This is a genomic window from Janthinobacterium sp. CG_23.3, assembly GCF_046115965.1.
Lineage (GTDB): Bacteria > Pseudomonadota > Gammaproteobacteria > Burkholderiales > Burkholderiaceae_D > Janthinobacterium.
This window is the reverse complement of sequence record NZ_JBJXIB010000070.1, coordinates 1-23,772: the sequence shown is the minus strand read 5'-3', so window position 1 is coordinate 23,772 and position 23,772 is coordinate 1. Positions and strand designations below refer to the sequence as shown.

The window sequence follows — 23,772 nt, the reverse complement described above, 5'->3', positions numbered from 1 at the left end:
TTGCGTGTGCGGCAAACCAGCTTGCCGCGGTGTCGACTGCCGCGATGTGTTCATGGTGCGCCGGCGCCTATTTCGTCTTCGATTTTTTGATATGCTCTTCCAGTTCGCCGAAGGTCGGACGCTCGGTCGAATACAATACTTTGCGGCCGAACTCGACCGCCAGCGCCGGCGCGTAGCCGTTCAGGCTGGCCAGCAGCGTCACTTTAACGCATTGGAACATCTTGGTCGACTCGTCGAGCTTTTGCTCCAGCAGGCTGGCCAGCGGACCGACGAAACCGTAGGCCAGCAAGATGCCGAGGAAGGTGCCGACCAGCGCGTGGGCGATCAGCATGCCCAGCTCGGCCGGAGGAATGCCGACCGACTCCATCGTGTGCACCACGCCCATGACGGCGGCGACGATGCCGAACGCCGGCAGGCCGTCGCCGAGTTTGGCGACGCAATGCGCCGGCACGGCGCCCTCGTGGTGGTGGGTCTCGATTTCATTGTCCATCAGATTTTCGATCTGGAACGCATCCATGTTGCCCGACACCATAAGGCGCAGATAATCCGTCATGAATTCAACAATATGATGATCCTCCAGAACCGACGGATACTTGCTGAACAAGGGGCTATCTTGCGGGGTGTCAATATCACCCTCGATCGACATCAGGCCTTCCTTGCGCACCTTGCTGAGCACGTCGAACAGCAGCGACATCATCTCCATGTACAAGTCGCGGGTGTAGCGCGAACCCTTGAACAGGCTCGGCACCGCCGCCATCGTCGCCTTGATGGCCTTGCCGGTGTTACCGACCAGGAAGGCGCCGAGCGCGGCGCCGCCGATCATCAGCAGTTCCAGCGGCTGGAACAGCGCGGCCAAGTGCCCCCCCGCCATGGCGAAACCGCCGAAGACCGAGCCGCATACGATCACGTAACCAATAATAACTAACAAGTGCACTGACTCCCAAAATAAGGCCGCGCTGCAAACTTCGGCTGGTCCATCTATCCATGCTCAGGCACAACAAGCACGAGGGGGCAGAATGTATACGGAAACCGACCCGGTTTCATAAAAATAACAGGTGGAACGACAAACAGGTGGAACCACAATAACCTGACTATGGCCACCGAGCAAGTAAATAACGCAGAGGTGTGCTTAAAAGTACCAGACATACAGGGCCGGCCCGCCGGGTGTGGCGGCGATGCTGCGGTCGGGCTTTTGCGCGGCGATATTGAACTCATAACTAAACAGCATCGTACCCGGGCGCATCTCGCGCGCCGCCTTTTCCCACAGCGCCGCCATCGCCGCCGGCGACAGGTAGGCGAACACCGCGTCGTAGTTGCCGAAGTCGAGCCGCTCGTAGTCGCCGCGCACGAAGCGCGCCGCGCTGCCGCCCAGGCGCGCGCGCAGCACGCTCAGCAGCCACGGCAACGGCGCCAGTTCGATGCCGGTGAAGACGCAGTCGGGACGGCGCCGCGCCAGCTCCAGCACCAGCCCGCCGAGGCCGCTACCGATGTCGATCAGGCGCGCCGGCCGCTGCGAAGGCAGCAGCTGGGCCACCGCGTCCCAAACCGCCGGGCCGGACGGATAAAACGGCACCTGGGTGCGGAAGGTGGACCAATACAGGCCGAGCAGAAAGAGGAAGGCCAGCAAGAACAGCAGCGGCGGCAGGTGCAGCGATTGCGCCGCCAGCAGCGCCAGCGGAAACAGTAGCTGGATCGCGCGCCACCACGACGCCAGGCCGCAGCGCCAGCTCAGCGCCGCCGCCAGCGCGCCCTGCAACAGGGCCACGCCAACCATCGGCGGCGGCAGCCCGGCGCGCGCCAGCAGATACACCAGCGACAACATCAACGGAAAGGCGAGCGCCTGCAACAGCGCCGCGCGCACGGCGGGCGCGCGCCACAGCTGGCGCGGCAAACTCACGCGGCAACCCGTCCGGCCGGTACGCGGGCAGCCGGAATCACGCCCCCAGCGGCAGGTTGGCGCCGGCGGCTTCTTTGGCTTTTTTGGTTTTGCCGGCGCGCGAAGGCATGTGGCACAGGCCGCAGACGTAGTCGGCGGTCAGGTCGAAGGTGTTGACGACGAACTTGCCGGTGCATTTTTTGCACGGCGCCATCGCCAGCATGTTGCTGTTGAAAAAACGCACCAGGGTCCAGGCGCGCGTCAGCGACAGCAGCGGCTCTTCGCCCGGTTCCGGCGGCATTTGTTCAAGGTACAACTTATAGGCCTTCATCACCGCTTCGATGCCGCTGGCGCCGGCGTGCTCGACCAGGAAGGCGTGGATGTTGATGAACAGCGAGGAATGGATGTTGGGTTGCCAGGTAATGAACCAGTCGGTCGAAAACGGCAGCATGCCCTTCGGCGGCGAGACGCCCTTTAATTCCTTGTAGAGATTGAGCAGGCGTTCGCGCGACAGCGACACTTCGGTCTCAAGCAACTGCAGACGGGCGCCAAGCTGGATCAGTTCGATCGCAAGCTGGATCTCCTGCGCTTCCGACACCACACTTTTCTTGGCCATGTTCTCTACTCCGCGGTTGACGCTGAAACTGGTTAAGCGATTTCTTCGACGGCTTGGCCGGCCATCAGGATGGCGGCGTGCGACTGGGCCAGCGAGCGGTCTTTATTATAGTTCGTCAACATGCCCAGGATGGCGCTGTCGTCGAAGCGGAAGCGGGCCAGCATCATGTTGCCGCCGGCGAGCTTGAGAATCTGGGCGTTGCTCATGCCTTCGATCAGCTCGGCGATATCAGCGGCGATGCCAAGACGGAAGATTGCCGTTACCTTGTCCGCGCGGATCATCTGCTGGGCCAACATCAGGTAGCTCAGGTTGGCGTCGCGAATTTCGGCCATCATGTCGTTAGCAGTCATTTCCATCTCCTCAGTGCGTTGAACTCATCCGGCGTCTGTGCGTATTGCCGATGAGATACATTCTGATGGAGCAACAAGTTTAGCAGTAGAGGTGGCGCGCTGTATTTTTCGTCCGACAATAGACGGTGCGACCTGTAGGTGTTTGTCCGACAAACACTAGCAGGTCATGCTGTGACGCCCGTGGAGGACGCTATTTGATGGGGCTGAAAAGTTCAAAAGCTGACTTCCTGCCTGAGGTGGAAACGCCGTTTTCTACAACTCTTTTGTGCTGCGACAACCGCTTCTACTCCCTGTAACGGCAGCCTCGCCGGGAACTTGAGGGGTATTTTGAAAAAACTTTGAAAAATCTTTCAATCTCTTTCATGTACTCTTTTACGGCGGCCGCGGCGGGAACTTGAGGATCTTTTGAAAATAAGGTGAAAAAACTTCAAAATAGTTGCCGTAGCCCGGGACGGGCCCTTGAAAAGCGCTCACTTGGCGGGCTGCCCCCCCCCCCGCCACTCGTGCCAGCACATCCTGGAACTGATCGTCACCCGCGTCGGCATGCTGGGCGGGCTGTACGTGTTCGGCTTCGACAAAGAAGTCATGGACGCCTACATCACCGTCGTCGGCTTCCAGGGCGTGCCCGAACCGGCCAGCATGGCGTCGGCGTACCCGCGGTGCTGGCCGCGGGGCGGCGCCGACAAGCGCGGGCCGGCTGCGCGGACGAAAAAAACCGGCCCGCGCTTGGGTCGCAAGCGGGGGCCGGTTTGGCGTCGGACAGTAAGGCTTACTTGGCCGGGGTATTCAGCAGCATGTCATTCAGGCGCTTGACGAAGGCCGTCGGATCGGCCAGCGAACCACCCTCGGCCAGCATGGCCTGGTCGAACAAGATGTGCGACCAGTCGGCGAACAGCGTGCCCTTTTCGGCGTCTTCGTACTTCAGGCGCGTCACCAGAGGATGGTTCGGGTTAATTTCCAGAATCGGCTTCGATTCGGGCGCGCTTTGACCGGCGGCCTTCAACATGCGCAGCAGGTTGCCCGACAACTCATTTTCATCGGCGACCAGGCAGGCCGGCGAATCGGTCAGGCGGAACGTGACGCGCACGTCCTTGGCCTTGTCGGCCAGCGCTTCCTTCATCTTGCCGACCAGGTCCGCGTACGAGGTTTCGGTCTCTTCGTGCTCTTTCTTTTCGGCTTCGTCTTCCAACTTGCCCAGGTCGAGGCCGCCCTTGGCCACCGACACCAGTTCCTTGCCTTCGAAGTCCTGGATGAACGACAGCATCCATTCGTCGACGCGGTCGGTCAGCAACAGCACTTCGACACCCTTCTTGCGGAAGATTTCCAGGTGCGGGCTGTTCTTCGCGGCGCGGTAGTTATCGGCCGTGACGTAGAAAATCTTGTCCTGGCCTTCCTTCAGGCGCGCCACGTAGTCGGCCAAGGAGGTGTTCTGCTCGTCGCCGTCGTTATGCGTGCTGGCGAAACGCAGCAGCTTGGCCAGACGCTCCTTGTTGACCGAGTCCTCGCCGATGCCCTCTTTCAGCACCTGGCCGAACTCTTTCCAGAAGGTCGTGTACTTGTCTTTTTTCTCTTGCTCGTCGGCGTTGGCCAACTCTTCCAGCATGCCCAGCACGCGCTTGGTCGATCCTTCGCGGATCACCTTGACGTCGCGCGACTCTTGCAGGATTTCGCGCGAGACGTTCAGCGGCAGGTCGTTCGAATCGATCACGCCCTTGACGAAGCGCAGGTAGGCCGGCATCAACTGCTCGGCGTCGTCCATGATGAAGACGCGCTTGACGTACAGCTTGATACCGCCGCGCTTGTTGCGGTCCCACATGTCGAACGGCGCCTTGGCCGGAATGTACAGCAACTGCGTGTACTCGCTGCGGCCTTCGACGCGGTTGTGCGTGTGCGTCAGCGGCGCCTGGAAGTCGTGCGAGACGTGCTTGTAGAATTCCTCGTACTGCTCGGGCGTGATCTCGGACTTGTTGCGTGCCCACAGCGCGCTGGCCTGGTTGATCGTCTCGAATTCTTCCTTGACGACGGTTTCCTTCTTCTCTTCGTCCCATTCCTCTTTCTGCATTACGATAGGCAGAGAGATGTGGTCGGAATATTTGCGGATGATCGACTTGATCTTCCAGCTCGACAGCAGCTCGTCCTCGCCTTCGCGCAGGTGCAGGATGATGTCGGTGCCGCGCGCGGTTTTCTCGACCGGCTCGACGCTGTAGTCGCCCTCGCCGGCCGATTCCCAACGCACGCCTTCGGACGCGTCCACGCCGGCGCGGCGGGTCTCGACGGTGATCTTGTCGGCGACGATGAAGCCTGAGTAGAAGCCGACGCCGAACTGGCCGATCAGGGCGGCGTCCTGCTGCTGGTCGCCCGACAGCTTGCCGAAGAATTCCTTGGTGCCCGATTTGGCGATGGTGCCCAGGTGCGAGATCGCCTCGTCGCGGCTCATGCCGATGCCGTTGTCGGAAATCGTGATGGTGCGCGCTTCCTTGTCGAAGCTGACTTTGATTTTCAGTTCGTGGTCGTTGCCGTACAAGGCGTCGTTGTTGATCGCTTCGAAGCGCAGCTTGTCGGACGCGTCGGAGGCGTTCGAAATCAGCTCGCGCAGGAAAATTTCCTTGTTCGAGTACAGGGAATGGATCATCAATTGCAGCAGTTGCTTCACTTCAGCTTGAAAGCCAAGGGTTTCTTTTTCGGCGACAGCCATGTTTTTACCTCGTGTAAGACTAGTTGAACGGATGTAAGCAAGATGGGGATTATAAACATGGATTTCAAGGGCATGGCCGAAAGCGCCCGCCGACAACAAAAATGGCGGCCGAAGCCGCCACTTTTCGCACTATCAAGCGGTACTAGGCTTGGCGGCGGCGCAGGAAGGCTAGACCGGCCAGGCCCGCCAGCAGCATCGTTACCGTACTCGGCTCGGGCACCGCGGAGGTCATCCGCACGTAGATCGTTTCGGGAACGCCGGACAAGACGCCGTTGACGCCATCGGTCACGCGCCCCTGGTCAAAGTCCTGCGCGTCGACGTGCGAGAAATAGCTCCAATACTCGGAAGCGTAGATGTAGTGGGCGTGGTTGTAGAACGTGCCCGAGCTGACGATGCCGCCCGGGTTGCCCGGGGCGATGAAGTCGTTCCACAGCGGATGCGCCGCCCATTCGGCCGCGGTGGCGGTGCGCCAACCCTCCGCCGCGCGATACGCGGCCGGCTGGATATCGCCCGGGCCCCACTCGTTCGGCGCGATCGGACCGGCGTACACCCAGTCCAGGCCGGAGCCCGCGTAGTTCATCAAAACGTAGGCGCCGGGAATCGGCGTGGCCGAGCTGATGATTTGCGCCTGGGCGCCGCCGACGCCAACAACCACAAGTAACGAAGCAAGAAGTATCCGTTTCATATTACCCCCTTATTGGTTTTTTTATAAGCAAAGAGGATGCTAGGCAAAAGTAATTTAGCCGAAACGGGCGCACGCGATCACGCCCCACACCAGCTTCCGCCCCCCGCATGGCCCGACTCTTCGTCGTTGAAACCGAAAGAACCAGACCAGCGGGTACCACCGCAGCCCAAGCTTCCCCTGCGCATCGCGCCCGCCGTGTCGCTTTAACGGACAGCTAAAATCCTAGCACAGAGTTATTTTATTTGCTTGACTTTTTATTACTAATATTTACAATATGGAATCTTTATTTAGCAACTCGACAAGGCGTCGGCGGCTACTGGCGCGGCAGCTCGCGCTCGAAAAAACGCCATACCGCCGGGTCCTGCATGGTCGCCACGTTCAGGCGCATGCGCGTCGACGGCAATTGCTTGGGCGAGAACAGGCTGGCCGGCGCCAGCAGCAGGCCCTGCGCCATCGCCTTTTCGGTCAGCACGTTGGTGTCGCAGCCGGCGTCGACCCAGACGAACATGCCGGCCGGCGCGGCCACCTCGATGCGCAGCCCGGCGCGCTCCATCTGCCGCACGGTCTTCTCGCGCACGCGGTCGAGCCGGGCGCGGATGCGCTCGGCGTGCTTGCGGTACAAACCCTCGGAAAGGATTTTGTACACCACCCGCTCGCTGATTTCGCCGCTGGTCAGCGTGACCAGCATTTTGCGGTCGGTCAGCCGCGTGGCCCACGCCGGCGAGGCGGCGATGAAGCCGACCCGCAGCGTGGCCGACAGCGTTTTCGAGAAGCCGCCCAGGTAGATCACGCGGTGCAACTGGTCCAGCGCGGCCAGGCGGGTGGCCGGCTGCACGCCGCTGCCGGGGTGCAGGTCGCAATAGATGTCGTCCTCGACGATGATGAAGTCGTGCTCCTCGGCCAGGCGCAGCACCTGGAACGCCTTGGCCGCCGACACCGAGGTCGAGGTCGGGTTGTGCAGCACCGAGTTGATCACGTACAGCTTGGGCTTGTGCAGCGCCGCCATCTCGGCCAGGAAGGCGATGTCCGGGCCGTCGGCCAGGCGCGGGATGCCGATCACCTTGGCGCCCAGCGCGGCGAAGGAGCCGAACATCAAGAACCAGGCCGGGTCGTCGACGAAGATGGTGTCGCCGGGCCGGGAGAACTCGCGCGCCACCAGGTCGAGCGCCTGCGTCACGCCCACCGTCATGACGAACTGCTCGGGCGCGGCGGCGATTTCCAGCTCGGCCAGCTTGATCTGCAACTGCTGGCGCAGCGGCAGGAAACCTTGGGCCTGGCCGTAGCCGAGCAGCGCCGCGCCGCTCTGGCGGCTGACCGCGCGCAGCGCGTTGGCGATCAGGCCGGCGTCGAGCCAGTCGGCCGGCAACGTGCCCACGCCCGGCGCCTGGCCCAGCGGCGTTTGCCGGAACATATTGCGCACCAGCCAGACCACGTCCAGCGGCTGGGCGTCGCCGGCGCCGGCCGCGCCACTGGCGGCGCCCGGCGCGGCCGGCTGCTGCGGCGAGCGCTCGCGCACGAAGAAACCGGCGCCGCGGCGCGACTCCAGGTAGCCGCCGCCGACCAGCTTGTCGTAACTGGCTACCACCGTGAAGGCCGACACGCCGTGCGCCGCCGCAAACTGGCGGATCGACGGCATGCGCGCGCCGCTGCGCAGTACGCGGTCGTCGATGCGCGCCGCTACCGCGCGGACGATCTGGTCGATCAGGGACTCGCCGGAATCGCGCGAAATCAGGCCGAGCGTCGTGGCCGCCGGCGGCGCCGCCGTGGCGTGGGAGTGCGTATTGGTCATTTTACCGTCACAGTATGTGAAATTATGTGGAAAAGTGTATCGGCACTGTACTGGTTTTGTAGTCTAGGATACATCCATTGAGCGAACAAATCCACTGCCGCGAACGTCGGAAAAAACACCGGCGTAACCCTGGGGTCAGGCCGTAAGGGCCGAACCCGGCTCGTCGCCCCCGGTTTGTGGCTCCACCAACACCACGCCAACTTGGAGACATGATGAACAACAGCACTCTTCCGCTGCCCGCCGGCGCCGCCGCGCGCCTCTCGAACGAAACCAAGGGCATGCTGCTCGGCCTGGTCGGCGTGTTCATTTTCAGCCTGACGCTGCCCTTCACACGGCTCGCCGTGGCGGCGTTCGACCCGGCCTTCGTGGCGCTGGGCCGGGCGCTGGTGGCCGCCGCGCTGGCCGGCGCCTGGCTGTGGTGGCAGCGCGCGCCGCTGCCGCCGCGCGGCGCGCTGCTGCCGCTGGCGATGGTGGCGGGCGGCTGCGTCGTCGGCTTCCCTTGGCTGACCTCGATCGCCATGCAAACCCTGCCGGCCTCGCACGGCGCGGTGCTGGTCGGCATTTTGCCGTTGGCCACGGCCTTGTTCTCCGCGCTGCGCGGCAATGAAAAACCCTCGGCCGGGTTCTGGGTCACGGCCGTGGCCGGCTCGGCGCTGGTCGTCGGCTTCGCGCTGCGCCAAAGCGGCGGCGCCTTCCACCTGGCCGACCTGGCGATGTTTGTCGCCGTGGTGCTGGGCGCGCTGGGCTACGCCGAAGGCGGCCGGCTCGCGCAAAGCATGGGCGGCCAGCAGGTCATCAGCTGGGCGCTGGTGTTGTCGGCGCCGCTGCTGTTGCCTTTGGTGCTGTGGCTGAGCTGGTCGCATGGCGCCGCCATCGCCGCCGCCGGCGCCGGCGCCTGGCTCGGCTTCGCCTACGTGTCGGTGTTTTCGATGTTTATCGGTTTCTTTTTCTGGTATCGCGGCATGGCGCTGGGCGGCGTGGCGCGGGTCGGCCAGACCCAGTTGGTGCAGCCTTTCCTGACCCTGCTCGGCGCCGCCCTGCTGCTGGGCGAAACGCTGGAATGGAGCACGGTGCTGTTCGCGCTGGCCGTCATCGCGGTGGTCGCGGTAGGGCGCAAGATGCAAATCAAACGCTGACATGCCGATTTTCGTAGCTCGGGTTAGCCGGGACGGCGCAACCCGACAACGTTGACCTGGAGCGGCGCGGCTCGCCTCGGCGGCCCCCGCGTCCGAGCTACGGCACCGCCGCCGGGCGAAGCGCCGGCCGCTGGCAGTTTCTATGGTTTGCAGGCTCCGGCGGCGGCGGCCGCATCACTATATAGCTCGGCCCGACGGTTTTACCTGATTAAGTTCCGATTTTTGGCTTTAGTGGGCATAGCAGGCTGCAAGACGTACAATATCGGTACTCGCGGCTGAGCCGCCGGGCGCGCCAACCGCCCCGGCACCGGCGCCGGCCCGCGGCAATGGCATCGCACTAGCACCCGCGGCGCCGCCGTCCACACCCTGAACCCGCCGCACTTTTGGCACCTATATGGATACTACATGTCAGTTTACGCAAAACTCGAAGCGCTGAATATCACGCTGGCCAAACCGGCCGCGCCGGCCGCCGCCTATGTCATGCACGTGCAAACCGGCAACCTGGTGTTCATTTCCGGCCATATCGCCAAGAAGGCCGACGGTTCGGTCTGGGTGGGCCAGCTCGGCAAGAACATCGGCACCGAAGAAGGCCAGGCCGCCGCGCGCGCCATCGCCATCGACCTGATCGCCACGCTGCAGGACGCCTGCGGCGGCGACCTGACCCGCGTCAAGCGCATCGTCAAACTGGTCAGCCTGGTCAATTCGACCCCCGACTACACCGAGCAGCACCTGGTCACCAACGGCGCCTCGAACCTGCTGGGCGAGGTCTTCGGCGCCGCCGGCGTGCACGCCCGCGCCGCCTTCGGCGTGGCGCAGATTCCGCTAGGCGCCTGCGTGGAAATCGATCTGGTCGTCGAAATCGCCTGATCCGGCGCCGGCGCTTCCCCTTTTTTCGGGCGGCGCTTATCCGGCGCCGTTCTTTTATAGCCGCCACAAGCGCGCTTGTTACCCCGGCCGGGCGCTGCACGGTCCATCCTTAGTGAGACACGTATGAAAATTGAAAATCCAAATCCGATCCAGTGGCGTTTCGCCGAACGTGCCGAGCAGCTGCAAAGCTCCTTCATCCGCGAAATCCTGAAAATCACCCAGCAGCCGGAAATTATCTCCTTCGCCGGCGGCCTGCCCTCGCCGGCCACCTTCCCGGTCGAGGAAATGAAGCTCGCCTTCGACAAGGTGCTGTCGAACAACGGCAAGGTCGCGCTGCAATACGGCCCGACCGACGGCTACCTGCCGCTGCGCCAGTGGATCGCCGATTCGCTGTCGGCCAACGGCGCCAAGATCGTGCCGGAACAGGTGTTGATGACCTCCGGCTCGCAGCAAGCCCTCGATTTGCTGGGCAAGGTGTTGATCGACGAAGGCAGCCGCGTGCTGGTCGAAACGCCGAGCTACCTGGGCGCGCTGCAGGCGTTCTCGGTGTACCGCCCCGAGTTCGTCTCGGTCGCCACCGACGAGCACGGCCTGGTGCCGCAATCGGTGACCGCCGTGGCCGAAGGCGCGCGCCTGCTGTACGCGCTGCCGAACTTCCAGAACCCGACCGGGCGCAGCCTGTCCGTCGAGCGCCGCCTGGAATTGGTCGAAACCTGCGCCCGCCACGGCCTGCCGTTGATCGAAGACGATCCGTACGGCGCGCTGAGCTACAAGGGCGCGCCGTTCCCGAAAATGCTGGCGATGAACCCGGACGGCGTCATCTACATGGGCTCGTTCTCGAAAGTGCTGACGCCGGGCATCCGCCTCGGTTACGTGGTGGCGCCGCTGCCGCTGGTGCGCCGGCTGGAACTGGCCAAGCAAGCGGCCGACCTGCACACCTCGCAACTGACGCAGATGGTAGTGCATGAAGTGATCAAGGACGGCTTCCTGGACCGCCACATCCCGAGCATCCGCACGCTGTACGGCGACCAGTGCCAGGCCATGCTGGCGGCGATGGACCAACACTTCCCGGCCGGCGTGCAATGGACCCGCCCCGAAGGCGGCATGTTCATCTGGGTCACGCTGCCGGCCCATATCGACGCCATGAAGCTGCTCGACGAAGCCATCGCCAACAAGGTCGCCTTCGTACCGGGTTCGCCGTTCTACGCCAACGCGCCGGAAACCAACACCTTGCGCCTGTCGTTCGTGACGGTGTCGCCGGAACGCATCCGCGAAGGCATCGCGATCCTGGGCAAGCTGATCGCCGCCAAGATCTAAGTCCGCATCCCGCCTGCCGCAGCGCTTGGCGCCGCGGCAGGCCCCACCCCGTCGGCTCCGGCGGGGCTCCCCCCCCTCCCGCCCGCGCCGACCGGTGCTTGCATTGTATCCATGCAAGGATCATAAAAATTCATCCGTTGCAATACAATTCGATAGAATTGGCCATCTATTTACCTGTATTGCCGTTTTTTCTTCAGCACCCTTCTAAGAATTTTTCACCCAAGAAATTACCAAAGCGGTATTATCCAAACAAAGAACGATTTCCAGATTAGGCCAGACTTTGTCAGCACGCGCAGAACCTTTCCCTGCCCGCCGCGCCAACGCAGCGGGCTGCATGGCGTCGCTCCGGCGTCCGCACCCGCGGCCGGAGCGGGCGCGTGCGCCCCGCGGCCGCGGCGTTCCGATTAGGGGGACGCCGTGACGCAGGCGCTCGGCGCGAGCTTTCCCGCGCGGCGCGAAGCCGCCATCCTGATCGTCGACGACGCCCCGGCGAACCTGACAATGCTACGCAAGCTGATGACGGACCAGGGCTACCAAACCTTCGTCGCCGTCTCCGGCGAGCGCGCGCTGACCATCGCCCAGCGCGTGCACCCCGACCTGATCCTGCTTGACGTGGTCATGCCCGGCATGGACGGTTTCGAGACCTGTCGCCAGCTCAAGCAAAACCAGCTGACCCGCGGCATCCCGGTGATCTTCATGAGCGCCAAGACCGAGACCGATGACGTGGTCGCCGGCTTCGACCTCGGCGCGGTCGACTACATCAGCAAGCCGCTGCGCATGGCCGAGGTGTGCGCGCGGGTACGCGCCCAGCTGCAAATCCGCAGCAACAGCGAGACCCAGCAGGAACAGGCCGAGCGCCTGCGCACGATCGTCAACAACATGGCCGAGGGCCTGTTGATCATCGAGGCCGACGGGCGCATCCAGTTCACCAACCCGGCCTGCGACCACTACCTGGGCTACCAGGAGAGCCAGTTGGCCGGGCGCGGCATCGGCGAGCTGCTGACGCCGCTAGTGACCCAGGAATACCTCGACTACTTCGCGATGTACGCGGCCAACCCGGACACCGCGCACAACCACGGCACGCGCGAGGTGGCGATCCGCCACAGCAACGGCACCATCCTCAGCATGGACTTGACGCTGACGCCGATGTACCTGCGCCAGCCGCTCTACATCGGCCTGCTGCACGACATCACGCACCACAAGCAGTCCGAGGACGCGCTCCAGCGCGCCGCCTACCTCGACCCGCTGACCAAGATCGCCAACCGGCGCCACTTCGACAGCTTCCTTGAAAAAGAGTGGCAGCGCGCGGTGCGCAGCGGCGCGCCGCTGTCGCTGGTGGTGCTCGACGTCGACCACTTCAAGCTGTACAACGACAGCCTGGGCCACCCGGCCGGCGACCTGTGCCTGCAACACGTGGCGCAGGCGCTGCAAACGCACGCCTGCCGCCAGACCGACCTGGCGGCACGCTATGGCGGCGAGGAGTTCGCCTTGCTATTCGCCGAAACCGACGCCGAGGCGGCGCTGCCGATCGCCGAGGCGATCCGCCACCACATCGAGACGCTGCGCCTGCCGCACCCGCGCTCGGCGACGTCGGCATGGCTCACCGTCAGCATCGGCGTGGCGACCATCTACCCGCACCTGCTCGACAGCAAGGAGGCGCTGTTCGTCGCCGCCGACCGCGCCATGTACGCGGCCAAGGAAGGCGGCCGCAACCGCGTCCACTCGACCCACTCCGGCAGCGCCGCGTGGGACGCCGTCAAAGCCATCGTGACGCGCTAAGGCGCCAAACACAAGCAAGAGCGCACCCCTGCGCTCAACCCTCCCTCCGGCCCGCCCCCCCGCGAAGGGCCTGCCCCTCCACTTTTCCGCCTTGCCTGGCATTCACATGCCGGGCGCATTGACGCCCCCGCAACCGCCCCATCGCGCCCAACATTTCCACCGATTTGCAAGGAAAATCAAACGGAAGGCCATTTTCCCGAGCATTCCTGTGCGCAAGCGGGAAATTCTGTTGTTTTTACGAGCAGATTGTTGGTTTTTCTTTTAATTTTCTTAAATTCTCTCCAAAACTCACTTAATTATTTTTAGATAAGTTACAATGCTGAAAAGAAATTATAGTTGCATCGACCACAACACGTCGACACCCTCTCTTTACTCCGGCTGTTCCGCGACAGCCACTACACGGGATTATTACCATGCTCGATACGCTTGCTCCGGAACAAGTGCGCCCACGCACTTCGCCTACCGCCCCACCCGCCCCACCAATGGATATGGCCGACCTGCTGGTGGCCTACCTCGAACAGCTCGGCATTGAATATGTCTTCGGCATTCCCGGCGGCGCCATCGAGCCGCTCTACAACGCCCTGGCGCGCAGCGAGCGGCGCGGCGGCATTCGCCACATCCTGGCGCGCCACGAAGCCGGCGCCGCCTTCATGGCCGACGGCTACGCCCGCGAGACCGGCAAGATCGGCGTCTGCATCGCCACTTCCGGCCCCGGCGCCACCAATCTGATCACCGCCGTCGCCAGCGCCTACGAGAACAACATCCCGATGCTGGTCATCACCGGCCAGCCCGCCCTGCCCTCGTTCGGCAAGCACCCGCTGCAGGAATCGGGCTGCACCGGCATCAACGTGCTCGGCATGTTCCGCCACTGCACCCGCTACAACTCGCTGGTCTCGCACCCCCAGCAGTTCGAAGCGAAACTGATCGCGGCGCTGCAGAGCGCCACCCGCACCCCGCGCGGCCCGGTACACCTGTCGATCCCGGTCGACGTGTTCCGCCAGCCGACCGCCGTGAGCGCCCCCACTTACAACCTTCAGGCGCTGCTCAAGCCCTCGTCGCTGGTGGACGACGACGCCGTCGACCAGCTGCGCGGCATGCTGTCCGAAGCGCGCAACGTGGTGCTGCTGATCGGCGGCTGGGCCGGCGACGGCATCGAGACGATCTTGCAGTTCGCCAGCCTGAAAGGCGCCACCTTCGTCACCACGCCGGACGGCAAGGGGCTGGTCAGCCCGCAGCACCCGCTGTTTCGCGGCGTGTTCGGCTTTGGCGGCCACGCGTCGGCCGAAGCGGCGTTGCGCGATCCGTCGGTCGACCTGATCGTGGCGATCGGCGCCAGCATGGGCGAATGGAACACCGGCGGCTGGAGCGACAGCCTGCTCAACGAGCGCCTGGTGCACATCGACGAATCGGAAGACCACCTGGCGCGCACGCCGATGGCGCGCTTCCACATGCGCGGCTCGATCCGTTCGATCTTCAACCGCCTGGTCGAGCGCACCCATCAGGCGTGCCTGGAGCATGACACCCCCACCCAAAAGCGGCGCCTGCTGCGCGAACTGGCCAACATGAACTGGGAGCCGGACAGCATCCTGGCCGCCCCGCAAGCCTTCACCAGCGAGGCCACGCCGATCAAGCCGCAGCGCCTGATGCGCGACCTGTCGCGCCTGTTCCCGCCGAGCACGCGCTTTCTGGCCGACACCGGCAACAGCGTGGCCTGGGCAACCCACTATTTGCAGCCAAGCGACCGCCGCATGGGCGAGCGGCGCATGGGCGGCAACGGGCGCAAGCGCGTGCCGGGCCAGCGCCTGACGAGCGGCGGCTGGCTGCGCGTCACGATGAACTTCGCGGCCATGGGCTGGGCCATCGGGGCTGCCATCGGCACCGCCGCGGCCAGCCCGTCGGCGCCGGTGGTCTGCATCACCGGCGACGGCAGCATGCTGATGAACGGCCAGGAACTGTCGGTCGCGGTGGCGGAACAGCTGACCGTGGTGTTCGTCGTCCTCAACGACAGCTCGCTCGGCATGGTCAAGCACGGCCAGCGCCTGGCCAAGGCGGAACAGATCGGCTGCGCCATGCCGCCCACCGACTTCGCCATGCTAGCGCGCGCGCTGGGCGGGCGCGCCCACACCATCCTGTCACCCGCCGACATGGACGCGCTGGATATCGACGCGATGCTGAACCACCCCGGCCCCACCCTGCTCGACGTGCGCATCGACGCCGATGAAGTACCGCCGATGAACAGCCGCATGCGCGTGCTGGCCGGCGACTTCTAATACCAAGTCCAGGATTTTCGTAGGTCGGGTTAGCCCGCATGGGCGCAACCCGAATGGCGTCGGCAGCGGCCCGGCCTCGGATGACGCGTGCCGCTAATCCGACCTACGCAAGCTTAACTTAACGGCATTACCGCCAGGCCCGCGGCGTCGCCGTTTCACACCAACATTCACCACACACCATGAAAAAACTCGAAGGAAAAATCGCGCTGATCACCGGCGGCAGCGGCGGCATCGGCCTGGCCAGCGCCCGCCTATTCAAAGACCAGGGCGCCGAGATCGTCGGCGGCGGCATGAGTCGGTTGTAGGAGCGCGCCATGAGTGATCAATTTCCGGATCAAATCCAGACCAGGCTATGGCAGGAAGTCCCCTGCGCCGACGACCCGTTCAGCGCCGACACCTGCCGCGCCGGCGGCTATGACGTGTACGGCGACCTGCTTGGCAAGATCGGCTATATCGATTATTTGTACCTGCTGTTCAAGGGCGAACGCGCCAGCGCGCGACAGGCGCGCACCCTGTCGCTGGTGGCCGTGGCGCTGGCTAATCCCGGCCCGCGCGACCAGTCGGTGCATGCCGCCATGGCCGCCGCCAGTAGCGGCAACCCGGCCGGTTCGACGCTGATGGCGGCCATCGCGGCCGGCGCCGGCTCGGGCGGCGGCGCGCGCGAAGTGCTGCTGGCAATGCAAGCCTGGCAGCTGTGCGGCACCGACCTCGGCGCCTGGTGCGCCCACCTTGCCAACCCGCCCGAGCCGCGCCCCAAGCTGTGGCCGCGCACGGGGCACGCACCCGGCTTTGCCGCGCATGGCGTCAGCTGCGCCAAACCGGTGCGGCAACTGCTGGACGCCTTGTGCGCCGACGCGCCGGGCGAACAATTGGCATGGCTGGCCGCCAACCGCGGCGCGCTCGAAGCGTCCACCGGCATCCCGCTGGCGCAGACCGGCGTCGTCGCCGCGGCCCTGACAGCCATCGGCCTGCGCCCGGAGGAAGGCGAAATGCTGACCCTGATGCTGCGCCTGCCCGGCGCCGCCGCCCACGCGCTGGAACAGGCCCAATTGGGCTTCCGGCATTTGCCCTTCTTCGAGCTGGCACTCGACAACGATCCCGCCCGCAAGGAGGCGCCATGAGCAAGAATCAGGTATTGGAACAATTCGAAGGCCCGCTGCCGACCAGCATGGGCCAGTGCTTCCCCAGCGAACGCACAGTGTTTCGCGGACTCGACCTGCATACGGCGTTCGCCGAGGCCGACTGGTTCGAGCTGTATATCTTCAGCGTTACCGGGCGCCGCCTCGCGCGCGCCGAGCTGAAGGTGCTGCAAAGCGTCTGGGTGTACACCAGCTACCCCGACGCGCGCCTGTGGTGCAATCGCGTCGCCGCCCTGGCCGGCAGCAGCCGCGGCACCGCCGGCCAGGCTCTCGGCGCCGGCATCGCCAGCTCGGAAGGGGCGATCTTCGGTCGCCAGACCGAAACCGGCTCGGCCGACTTCCTGGTGCGGGCACTGGCCGGCGTCAAGGCCGGCGAAGCGCTGGAACAGGTGGTGCGCGAGGAGCTGAAACGCAATAAACGCATCATGGGCTATGGCCGCCCGGTCGCCACGCCTTACGTCGACGAACGCATTCCGGTCACGCTGACGATGATGGCGCGCGAAGGTGTTGCCATTGGTCCACACTTCCAGTTGGCGCTCGAGATCGAGGCCATGCTCGAAAAAGTGCTGGGACGGCGCCTGCCGATGACCTACGCCGCAGTGGCCGTCGCACTGCCGCTGGACATGGGTTTCTCGGAGCTGGAATGCAATTTGTACATGCAACCAGGCTTCCTCGCCGGCATGATTCCCTGCTACATCGAAGCGCTGGAACGGCCCTCCGGCGCCACCTTTGCATTGCGCTGCGACCGCATCGCTTACACAGGTGTTGCTCCACAAACATGGGAAGAGTAGCTTTCCAGCACCATTTGAGTACATAATATCCAGAAAATGCCACCCAACCCTTGCGGAAACTGAGTCAAGTCAGCGCCTGCGCACACCGGAAGCGTTGCCAATGAATGTACATGCCGGAAAAATCAAGTTGATCACCGTGGCGCTCGGCATGGCATTTGGCAGCGCCAGCGCCCAGAGCACCGATGAAGAAGAGTTGGCGATGTCGTACGGCGACGGCGCGCTCGTCAGCATTGCCACCGGCAGCGAACAGCCGCTGGCGCGGGTGCCGGCCGTGGCCTCGGTGATCACGGCCCAGGATATCGCGGCCATGGGCGCCACCGACCTCGACCAAGTCCTGGAAAGCGTGGCCGGCCTGCACGTGGCGCTCTGGTCGGCGCCGCTCAATCCGATCTACGCCTTCCGCGGCATCGTCAGCAGCTACAACACCCAGGTGCTGATGCTGGTCAACGGCGTGCCCATCACCTCTTCCTTCATCGGCAACCGCGGCCAGGCCTGGGGCGGCATGCCGCTTGAAAACGTCGCCCGCGTCGAAATCATCCGTGGCCCCGGTTCGGCCCTGTACGGCGCCGACGCGTTTTCCGGCGTCATCAACGTCATCACCAAGTCGGCGCGCGCCATCAATGGCCTCGAAGCGGGCGTGCGCGTTGGCAGTTTCCACAACCGCGACGCCTACGTCCAGTACGGCGGCGCCGTCGGCCCCGTGCAAACGGCGCTGTACCTGCGTGCCGGGCGCACCGACAGCCAGCACGGCGTCGTCGAAAAAGACGTGCAAAGCGGCCTTGACGCCCTGTTCGGCAGCCACGTCTCGAAGGCGCCCGGGCGCATCAACGCCGCGCGCGAGACGGCCGACGCGCGCCTCGAACTGGCTTACGACGAATGGCGCCTGCGCCTCTCCGCGCAGGACCGCAAGGTGGGCATCGGCGTCGGCCTGGCCGACGCACTCGACCCTGAAGGCGTGGTGCCGGAAACACGCGCCTACGCCGACCTCAGCTATACCAAGGACAACTGGCTGCCCAACTGGGATGTATTGGCCACGGCCGGCACCTACGACCTGCGCGAACGGGTCGCCAATCCCGGCCTGCGCTTGTTCCCGGCGGGCGCCTTCAACGGCGCCTACCCGAACGGGGTGATCGGCAACCCGGGCCACTCGGAACGCCATCATCACCTGAGCGCCACCGCCCTCTACACCGGCTGGAACGGCCACCGGGTGCGCGTCGGCGCCGGCTACCGGCTCGAAGACCTGCGCCGCACGACCGAATTCAAGAACTTCGATTTCGTCGTCGCGCCGGGCGTCGGGCCGTCGCTGGTACCGCTGCCGGGATTGGTCGATGCCGGCACCGATCCGAACCTGCTGTATATGCAGCCGCACAAGCGCAACCTGCGCTACGCCTTCGTCCAGGACGAATGGCGGCTGGCCAAGGACTGGACCCTGACGGCCGGCGTGCGCCACGACCGCTATTCCGATTTCGGCGGCACCACCAACCCGCGCCTGGCGCTGGTGTGGGACGCCAGCTACAACGTTATCGTCAAGGCGCTGCACGGGCGCGCCTTCCGCGCGCCGACGTTCATCGAACAATACTCGCGCAACAACCCGGTCAATGTGGGCAATCCGAACATCAAGCCCGAAACGATCGCCATGAACGAGCTGGCCTTCGCCTGGCAGCCGCTGACCGCGCTGCAGACCAACCTGAGTCTGTTTCGCTACCAGATGAGCGACATTATCGTCGCCACCACCAACCCGGACCCCAGCACCGGCAAGACCTACCAGAACTCGGGCGACCAGTTCGGCCGCGGCGTCGAGCTGGAGGCGAACTGGGATGCGGCGCGCACGCTGCGCGTTACCGGCCACTTTTCGCTGCAAAAATCGACCGACCAGGCCAGCGGCAAGGACGCCGGGCTGGCGCCGCAGCGGCGCCTGTTCGGCCGCGCCAACTGGCAGCTGGCGTCCAACTGGCAACTGGGCGGCATCGTCAACCACGTGGCCGACCGCGCCCGCCAGCCGGGCGACAACCGGCCGCGCGTGGCCGACTACACCACGCTCGACCTGACCTTGCGCCACCAGAAGGCGTTCGGCAACTGGGACCTGCGCGCAACCGTGCTCAACGTGTTTAACCGCGACGCGCGCGAACCGAGTTTCGCGCCGGGCAATATCCCCTTCGACATCCCGCTGCCGCGCCGCGCGCTCAACGTCGAACTGGCGTATCGGATGTAGGCGCGACAAACACGTCGCGCGCTCCAGCCCCGGCTTTTTGCCTTTGCATGATTTTCAGCGCCGTCGGCACGCTCATTCAACGCCAGACAACCCTACTTCCCCCACCACGCCAGCCAGCAGTTGGGCGCTGCCGCAGGCCAGCGTCCAGCCGAGCGCGCCGTGGCCGGTGTTGACGAACACGTTCGGCACAGAGCTCCGGCCGATGATCGGCGCGCCGCCCGGCGTGGCCGGCCGCAAGCCGGCCCAGGGCGCCACACCGGCCGCCGCGTCCCCGTCGTCCAGCGCCGGGAACAGGCGCCGCGCCTGCCGCGCCAGCGCCTGCCAGCGGCGCTGGTCCAGGCTCAGGTCGGCGCCGACGATGTCGACCCGCCCGGCCACGCGCAGGCGCGCGCCAAGGCGCGCGTAGACGATTTTATTGGCCAGGTCGGTAACGCTGACCGACGGCAGGCCGGCCGCCGGGTCGGCCGCGAACGTGACGCTGTAGCCCTTGAGCGGATAAATCGGCAGCGCAAAGCCCATCTGCGCGGCGCTCTTGACGCTGCCGACGCCGTTGGCCAGCACGAAGGCGTCGGCGCCGATATCGCCCGCCGGCGAGCGCAACGCCACTACCCTGCCGCCCGCCATGACGACGCCGTCGACGGCCGTGTCGAGCGCGAAGCGCACCGGATTCGCCTGCAGCGCCAGCGCCGCCGCCAACTGCTGGCAAAATTCCCCGCAATCGCCGACCTGCTCGGACGGCGTGTAGACGCCGCCCGACCAGCGCGCCCGCGAGGCCGCCAGCGCCGGCTCGATGTCGACGCAGCGCCCGGACGACAGCACCTGCTGCTCGCAACCCAGGCCGCGCTGCACCTCGACCTGGCGCCGCGCGGCCTCCAGTGCGGCCGCCGACGCCAGCATCACCAGCTTGCCGGCGCTGCGCAGGTCGAACTCCAGCTTCAGTTCACGCTGCAGCTCGGCCAGGCAGTCGCGGCTAAAAAAGGCCAGCCGCAGCAGCTCGGCGGTGGTGCGCGCCGACGCGCCGGCGTTGCAGGCCATCAGGAAGCGCGCGATCCAGCGCCACTGCGCGGCGTCGAACGCCGGCCGCCAGCTCAGCGGCGAATCGCGGTGCAGCAGGTACTTCGGCAGGTTGCGCCATACCGAGGCGTCGGCCAGCGGCGCCACGTAGGAATAACTCAGCTGGGCGCCATTGGCCAGGCTGGCGCCCTGCCCGACCCGCGCGTGCGCGTCGACCACGCTCACCTCGTGGCCGCGGCGCGCCAGCGCATAGGCCGAAGTCAGACCGACAACGCCGGCCCCCAGCACACATATTTTCATGATTGCCACCTCGATTCCATCCGCACTTCCCGGTACGCCCGCGCGGCCCGCACCAGCGCCGCGAAAAAATCGCCCTCGCAGGCGTTGGCCAGGCACTCGGGATGCCACTGCACACCGGCGCAAAAGGCCTGCCGGTCGACCTCGACCGCCTCGACCACGCCGTCGTCGGCCAGCGCCGTCATGGCCGGCATCGCGCTGCCGGCCATGACGTCCCGGTGGCGCAGGCTATTTACTCGGCAGCGCCCGACGCCCAGGATGCGCCGCGCAGGCGGCGGCCATCGACCAGGTTGACGGCGTGCGCCCCAAGCTTACACGGCGCGCTCTGTTTATGCTCGACGCGCGTGCCGACGTCCGCCGGACCGAGGACGACGCCGGCGACCCGCGCCAGGCCACCACGGTTGCCCCAAAGCTGGTCGACGCCAAGGTCAACGCCCCAGGGGGCAGACCCTAATGCCGCAAAGTTAAGGATGGTCGGGTTAGCCGGAACGGCGTAACCCGACTGGCGTCGGCAGCGGCTCGACGCCGGATTACGCTGTCGCTCATCCGGCCTACGCAAGCCTAACTTAGCGGTATGAGGGTCAGACCCCGAGGATCCGGCTCCGCGGTTGGCGGGCGTCACGTAGAGCGCCGCCGTGGGTGCCCGTGCTGTCCATATTCATTGTTGTCCGTTGCAAAATGGGGGGTGTAAGCCGGAACCGCCGGAAATTCCGTCACCCCAAACCAATCCAGAATCCACACATGAACGTATCCTGGTCGATGAGCCTGCCGTTGCCCTGGAATTTGAGCGGTCGAACACGATAATGTTGCCACGCAGGCGAACAATTGGCGCTGCGTGAAGACGTTGGATACGCGCACCTTGGTATGGATCCCCGGATTAGTCGAGGACGGCCCTTTTCACGAATGAAGAGAGTTGTTCAAACCGCCTGCGGGCGTTATCGCACATACGTAATGGCGTATCCGGCTTATTGTGTTCATTCTTGGGCATATGTGTCCATCCTCCCCGAACAAGGAGCCAAATATGAAAACTACGACATCGGCACCCTCTGCACAAGCCCTCAATATGCAGTCCTGCATCGACGCTTGTTCATCGTGCCACCAAGTCTGCCTGCAAATGGCCATGAATCATTGCCTCGACAGTGGAGGAAAACACGTTGAGCCGGCACACTTTCGGCTCATGATTAACTGCGCTGATATCTGCCAGACTTCGGCCAATCTGCAGCTGAGCGGCTCCACCTTCAGTAGCCAGCTGTGCGAGTTGTGTGCCAACGTGTGCGAAGCATGCGCCGATAATTGCCGTACTCTGGACGGCATGGAAGACTGCGTTCGCGCCTGCCAAGCGTGCGCCGCCAGCTGCCGCATGGCCACGATGAAGCACTGACCACTCGATGGACAAGGAGAATCGTATGATTTTGAAGAACAATAGGATCGGTCCGGTACTGGTCGCCTCACTAGCTCTCGCGCTGGCCACCGCCATGCCACTACCCGCGTTCGCACAGTCCGCTTCTGCCATGCCCACCCATACGGCGATGGCGGCGCCATCGACGGACGTCGGGATGAAAATGCGAAAGTCAATGGATGATATGCATGAAAAGATGGGCCAGATGAAAATGTCCGGCGATGTCGATCATGATTTCGTAATGTTGATGAAATCACATCATCAGGGCGCCATTGAAATGGCTCAGATGGAGGTCGATTCTGGCAAAGATGCCGCTGCGATCAAGTCGGCGAAGAAGATTATTTCGGCGCAAAAGAAGGAGATCGCCGCGTTCGACGATTGGCTCAGCAAACATCCCATGAAGTAGCATACGGTGGGCGATGTTCCGGGGCCGGGGTCGGACCTCGAGGGTACGACCCCGGGCAACGGGCCGGGGATTCCATGCAGCATTGCATTATTGTTTTAATGAAATGCAGCAGGACGGCACATTGAATGAAAATTTTCGCAACTACGGGACTCAATAAAATCGCTGAGCGGTGGCGCCCAGCGGTTTGCCTATCCGGGGTAGCCGGGGTAGCCGGTGATGTCGGCGATGTCGCGGTACAGCGGTTGCAGGCGCGCGTACATTTTGGTGTAGACGCGGCGGTATAGCTGGTCGTAGATTTTGCTGTGCCGCGGGTCCGGCTGGAACACCCGGCCCGGCCGCGTCATGCCCGCCACCGCCGCCGCGAAATCTGGGTACAGGCCGAGGCCGACGGCGGCGTCGATCGCCGCGCCCAACGCCGAGCTTTCGTAGACGTGCGCGCGCGCCGCCGGCAGGCCGAAGATGTCGGCCGTCAGTTGCATCGCCGCGTCGCTTTGCGAGCCGCCGCCGGCGATGCGCAGCTCGGTGATGGCGATGCCGCTGCGCTTTTCGATGCGCTCCTTGCCTTCCCGCAGCGCGTACGCCAGGCCCTCCAGGATCGCCCGGTACAGGTGCGCGCGTGTGTGCACGTCGCCGAAGCCGATGATGGCGCCCTTCGCCTCCGGCCCCGGCACCTTGATGCCGGGGCTCCAGTACGGTTGCAGCATCAAGCCCATCGAGCCGGGCGGCACCGCCTCCACCAGGCGGTCGAACAGGGCCTCGGGGGCGCCGCCGTCGCTGGCCGCCGCGGCCCGCTCGCGGTCGCCGAACTGCTCCTTGAACCAGTTCACCATCCAGTAGCCGCGGAAGATCTGCACCTCGGTGCTGTACGAGCCGGGAATCGCCGCCGCGTACGGTGGAATGTAGGGCGTCACCTCGATGTACTTTTTGTTGGTGGTATTGATGGTGGCGGTGGTGCCATAGCTCAGGCAGGCGATGTGCGGCTCCAGGCAACCGGCGCCGATCACCTCGCAGGCCTTGTCGGGGGGGGGGGGGGGGAGAGGAAGGGGGGGGTGGGGGGGGGGGGGGAGGGGGAAACCCAACGCGACTCGGACCAACCCCAACCCCCCAGCACACAACACCCCCAAACAAACCACC

20 protein-coding genes and 2 pseudogenes are annotated in these 23,772 nt (G+C 64.7%); 12 read left to right on the top strand and 10 right to left on the bottom strand.

The window, feature by feature from the left end:
- Window positions 1–67: 67 nt before the first annotated feature.
- The 4 genes from motA to flhD all read right to left on the bottom strand — a co-directional run bounded on the left by motA (window position 68) and on the right by flhD (window position 2,842).
- Window positions 68–928, bottom strand: coding sequence for a flagellar motor stator protein MotA (gene motA, locus ACFDR9_RS16680; RefSeq protein WP_026132841.1), 861 nt, complete (start codon window positions 926–928; stop codon window positions 68–70).
- A gap of 201 nt (window positions 929–1,129) precedes the next feature.
- On the bottom strand, window positions 1,130–1,897 hold the full coding sequence (locus tag ACFDR9_RS16675) for a class I SAM-dependent methyltransferase (RefSeq protein WP_409031727.1): 768 nt from the start codon (window positions 1,895–1,897) through the stop codon (window positions 1,130–1,132).
- A 37-nt stretch (window positions 1,898–1,934) separates the two neighbouring features.
- On the bottom strand, window positions 1,935–2,492 hold the full coding sequence (gene flhC, locus ACFDR9_RS16670) for a flagellar transcriptional regulator FlhC (RefSeq protein ID WP_017876528.1): 558 nt from the start codon (window positions 2,490–2,492) through the stop codon (window positions 1,935–1,937).
- A 32-nt stretch (window positions 2,493–2,524) separates the two neighbouring features.
- A complete protein-coding gene (gene flhD / locus ACFDR9_RS16665) occupies window positions 2,525–2,842 on the bottom strand; it encodes a flagellar transcriptional regulator FlhD (RefSeq protein ID WP_026132842.1) in 318 nt (105 codons plus the stop codon).
- A 501-nt stretch (window positions 2,843–3,343) separates the two neighbouring features.
- On the opposite strand from flhD, the pseudogene ACFDR9_RS16660 reads away from it, so the two are divergent.
- Window positions 3,344–3,466: pseudogene (locus ACFDR9_RS16660) on the top strand (sterol desaturase family protein); the annotation flags it as partial.
- Between the two features lie 145 nt (window positions 3,467–3,611).
- On the opposite strand, the gene htpG reads toward ACFDR9_RS16660, so the two are convergent.
- The 3 genes from htpG to ACFDR9_RS16645 form a co-directional block, all read right to left on the bottom strand.
- Window positions 3,612–5,537: a molecular chaperone HtpG gene (htpG, locus tag ACFDR9_RS16655; RefSeq protein ID WP_409031726.1), complete on the bottom strand. Its 1,926-nt coding sequence runs from the start codon at window positions 5,535–5,537 to the stop codon at window positions 3,612–3,614.
- 142 nt (window positions 5,538–5,679) lie between these two features.
- Entirely contained in the window at window positions 5,680–6,222 is a 543-nt protein-coding gene (locus tag ACFDR9_RS16650; protein WP_409031725.1) for a PEP-CTERM sorting domain-containing protein, read from the bottom strand.
- Window positions 6,223–6,535: 313 nt separating this feature from the next.
- The gene (locus tag ACFDR9_RS16645) at window positions 6,536–8,011 is read right to left on the bottom strand and encodes a PLP-dependent aminotransferase family protein (protein ID WP_409031724.1); all 1,476 of its coding nucleotides are present in this window, start codon (window positions 8,009–8,011) and stop codon (window positions 6,536–6,538) included.
- A gap of 209 nt (window positions 8,012–8,220) precedes the next feature.
- Between ACFDR9_RS16645 and ACFDR9_RS16640 the strand changes: the two genes are divergently transcribed.
- The 9 genes and pseudogenes from ACFDR9_RS16640 (at window position 8,221) to ACFDR9_RS16600 (ending at window position 19,522) form a co-directional block, all read left to right on the top strand.
- The gene (locus ACFDR9_RS16640; protein ID WP_409031723.1) at window positions 8,221–9,147 is read left to right on the top strand and encodes a DMT family transporter; all 927 of its coding nucleotides are present in this window, start codon (window positions 8,221–8,223) and stop codon (window positions 9,145–9,147) included.
- A 405-nt stretch (window positions 9,148–9,552) separates the two neighbouring features.
- Window positions 9,553–10,014 (top strand): RidA family protein, encoded by a 462-nt coding sequence (locus ACFDR9_RS16635; protein WP_017876537.1) that lies wholly within the window; start codon window positions 9,553–9,555, stop codon window positions 10,012–10,014.
- 123 nt (window positions 10,015–10,137) lie between these two features.
- Entirely contained in the window at window positions 10,138–11,331 is a 1,194-nt protein-coding gene (locus ACFDR9_RS16630; protein ID WP_409031722.1) for a PLP-dependent aminotransferase family protein, read from the top strand.
- A 417-nt stretch (window positions 11,332–11,748) separates the two neighbouring features.
- Complete coding sequence (locus tag ACFDR9_RS16625) at window positions 11,749–13,110, top strand: diguanylate cyclase (protein WP_409031721.1); 1,362 nt, start codon at window positions 11,749–11,751, stop codon at window positions 13,108–13,110.
- A gap of 482 nt (window positions 13,111–13,592) precedes the next feature.
- Complete coding sequence (locus ACFDR9_RS16620; RefSeq protein WP_409031720.1) at window positions 13,593–15,380, top strand: thiamine pyrophosphate-binding protein; 1,788 nt, start codon at window positions 13,593–13,595, stop codon at window positions 15,378–15,380.
- Between the two features lie 179 nt (window positions 15,381–15,559).
- Window positions 15,560–15,661 (top strand): annotated as a pseudogene (locus tag ACFDR9_RS16615) (short-chain dehydrogenase); the annotation flags it as partial.
- Window positions 15,662–15,694: 33 nt separating this feature from the next.
- Window positions 15,695–16,501, top strand: a complete 807-nt coding sequence (locus tag ACFDR9_RS16610) for a citryl-CoA lyase (protein WP_409031719.1) — start codon at window positions 15,695–15,697, stop codon at window positions 16,499–16,501.
- On the top strand, window positions 16,498–17,310 hold the full coding sequence (locus ACFDR9_RS16605) for a citrate/2-methylcitrate synthase (RefSeq protein ID WP_017876543.1): 813 nt from the start codon (window positions 16,498–16,500) through the stop codon (window positions 17,308–17,310). The genes ACFDR9_RS16610 and ACFDR9_RS16605 overlap by 4 nt, the downstream gene beginning before the upstream one ends.
- Before the next feature lie 100 nt (window positions 17,311–17,410).
- Window positions 17,411–19,522 (top strand): TonB-dependent receptor plug domain-containing protein, encoded by a 2,112-nt coding sequence (locus ACFDR9_RS16600; RefSeq protein WP_409031718.1) that lies wholly within the window; start codon window positions 17,411–17,413, stop codon window positions 19,520–19,522.
- A gap of 72 nt (window positions 19,523–19,594) precedes the next feature.
- Here ACFDR9_RS16600 and ACFDR9_RS16595 read toward each other — a convergent pair whose 3' ends face one another.
- On the bottom strand, window positions 19,595–20,836 hold the full coding sequence (locus tag ACFDR9_RS16595; protein ID WP_409031717.1) for a D-amino acid dehydrogenase: 1,242 nt from the start codon (window positions 20,834–20,836) through the stop codon (window positions 19,595–19,597).
- A complete protein-coding gene (locus ACFDR9_RS16590; protein ID WP_269746267.1) occupies window positions 20,833–21,090 on the bottom strand; it encodes a gamma-glutamyl-gamma-aminobutyrate hydrolase family protein in 258 nt (85 codons plus the stop codon). The genes ACFDR9_RS16595 and ACFDR9_RS16590 overlap by 4 nt, the downstream gene beginning before the upstream one ends.
- A gap of 764 nt (window positions 21,091–21,854) precedes the next feature.
- Between ACFDR9_RS16590 and ACFDR9_RS16585 the strand changes: the two genes are divergently transcribed.
- A complete protein-coding gene (locus ACFDR9_RS16585; protein ID WP_409031716.1) occupies window positions 21,855–22,214 on the top strand; it encodes a four-helix bundle copper-binding protein in 360 nt (119 codons plus the stop codon).
- A 25-nt stretch (window positions 22,215–22,239) separates the two neighbouring features.
- A complete protein-coding gene (locus ACFDR9_RS16580) occupies window positions 22,240–22,638 on the top strand; it encodes a DUF305 domain-containing protein (RefSeq protein WP_409031715.1) in 399 nt (132 codons plus the stop codon).
- Between the two features lie 188 nt (window positions 22,639–22,826).
- On the opposite strand, the gene ACFDR9_RS16575 is transcribed toward ACFDR9_RS16580, so the two are convergent.
- On the bottom strand, window positions 22,827–23,717 hold the full coding sequence (locus ACFDR9_RS16575) for an FGGY-family carbohydrate kinase (RefSeq protein ID WP_409031714.1): 891 nt from the start codon (window positions 23,715–23,717) through the stop codon (window positions 22,827–22,829).
- Window positions 23,718–23,772 lie beyond the last annotated feature (55 nt).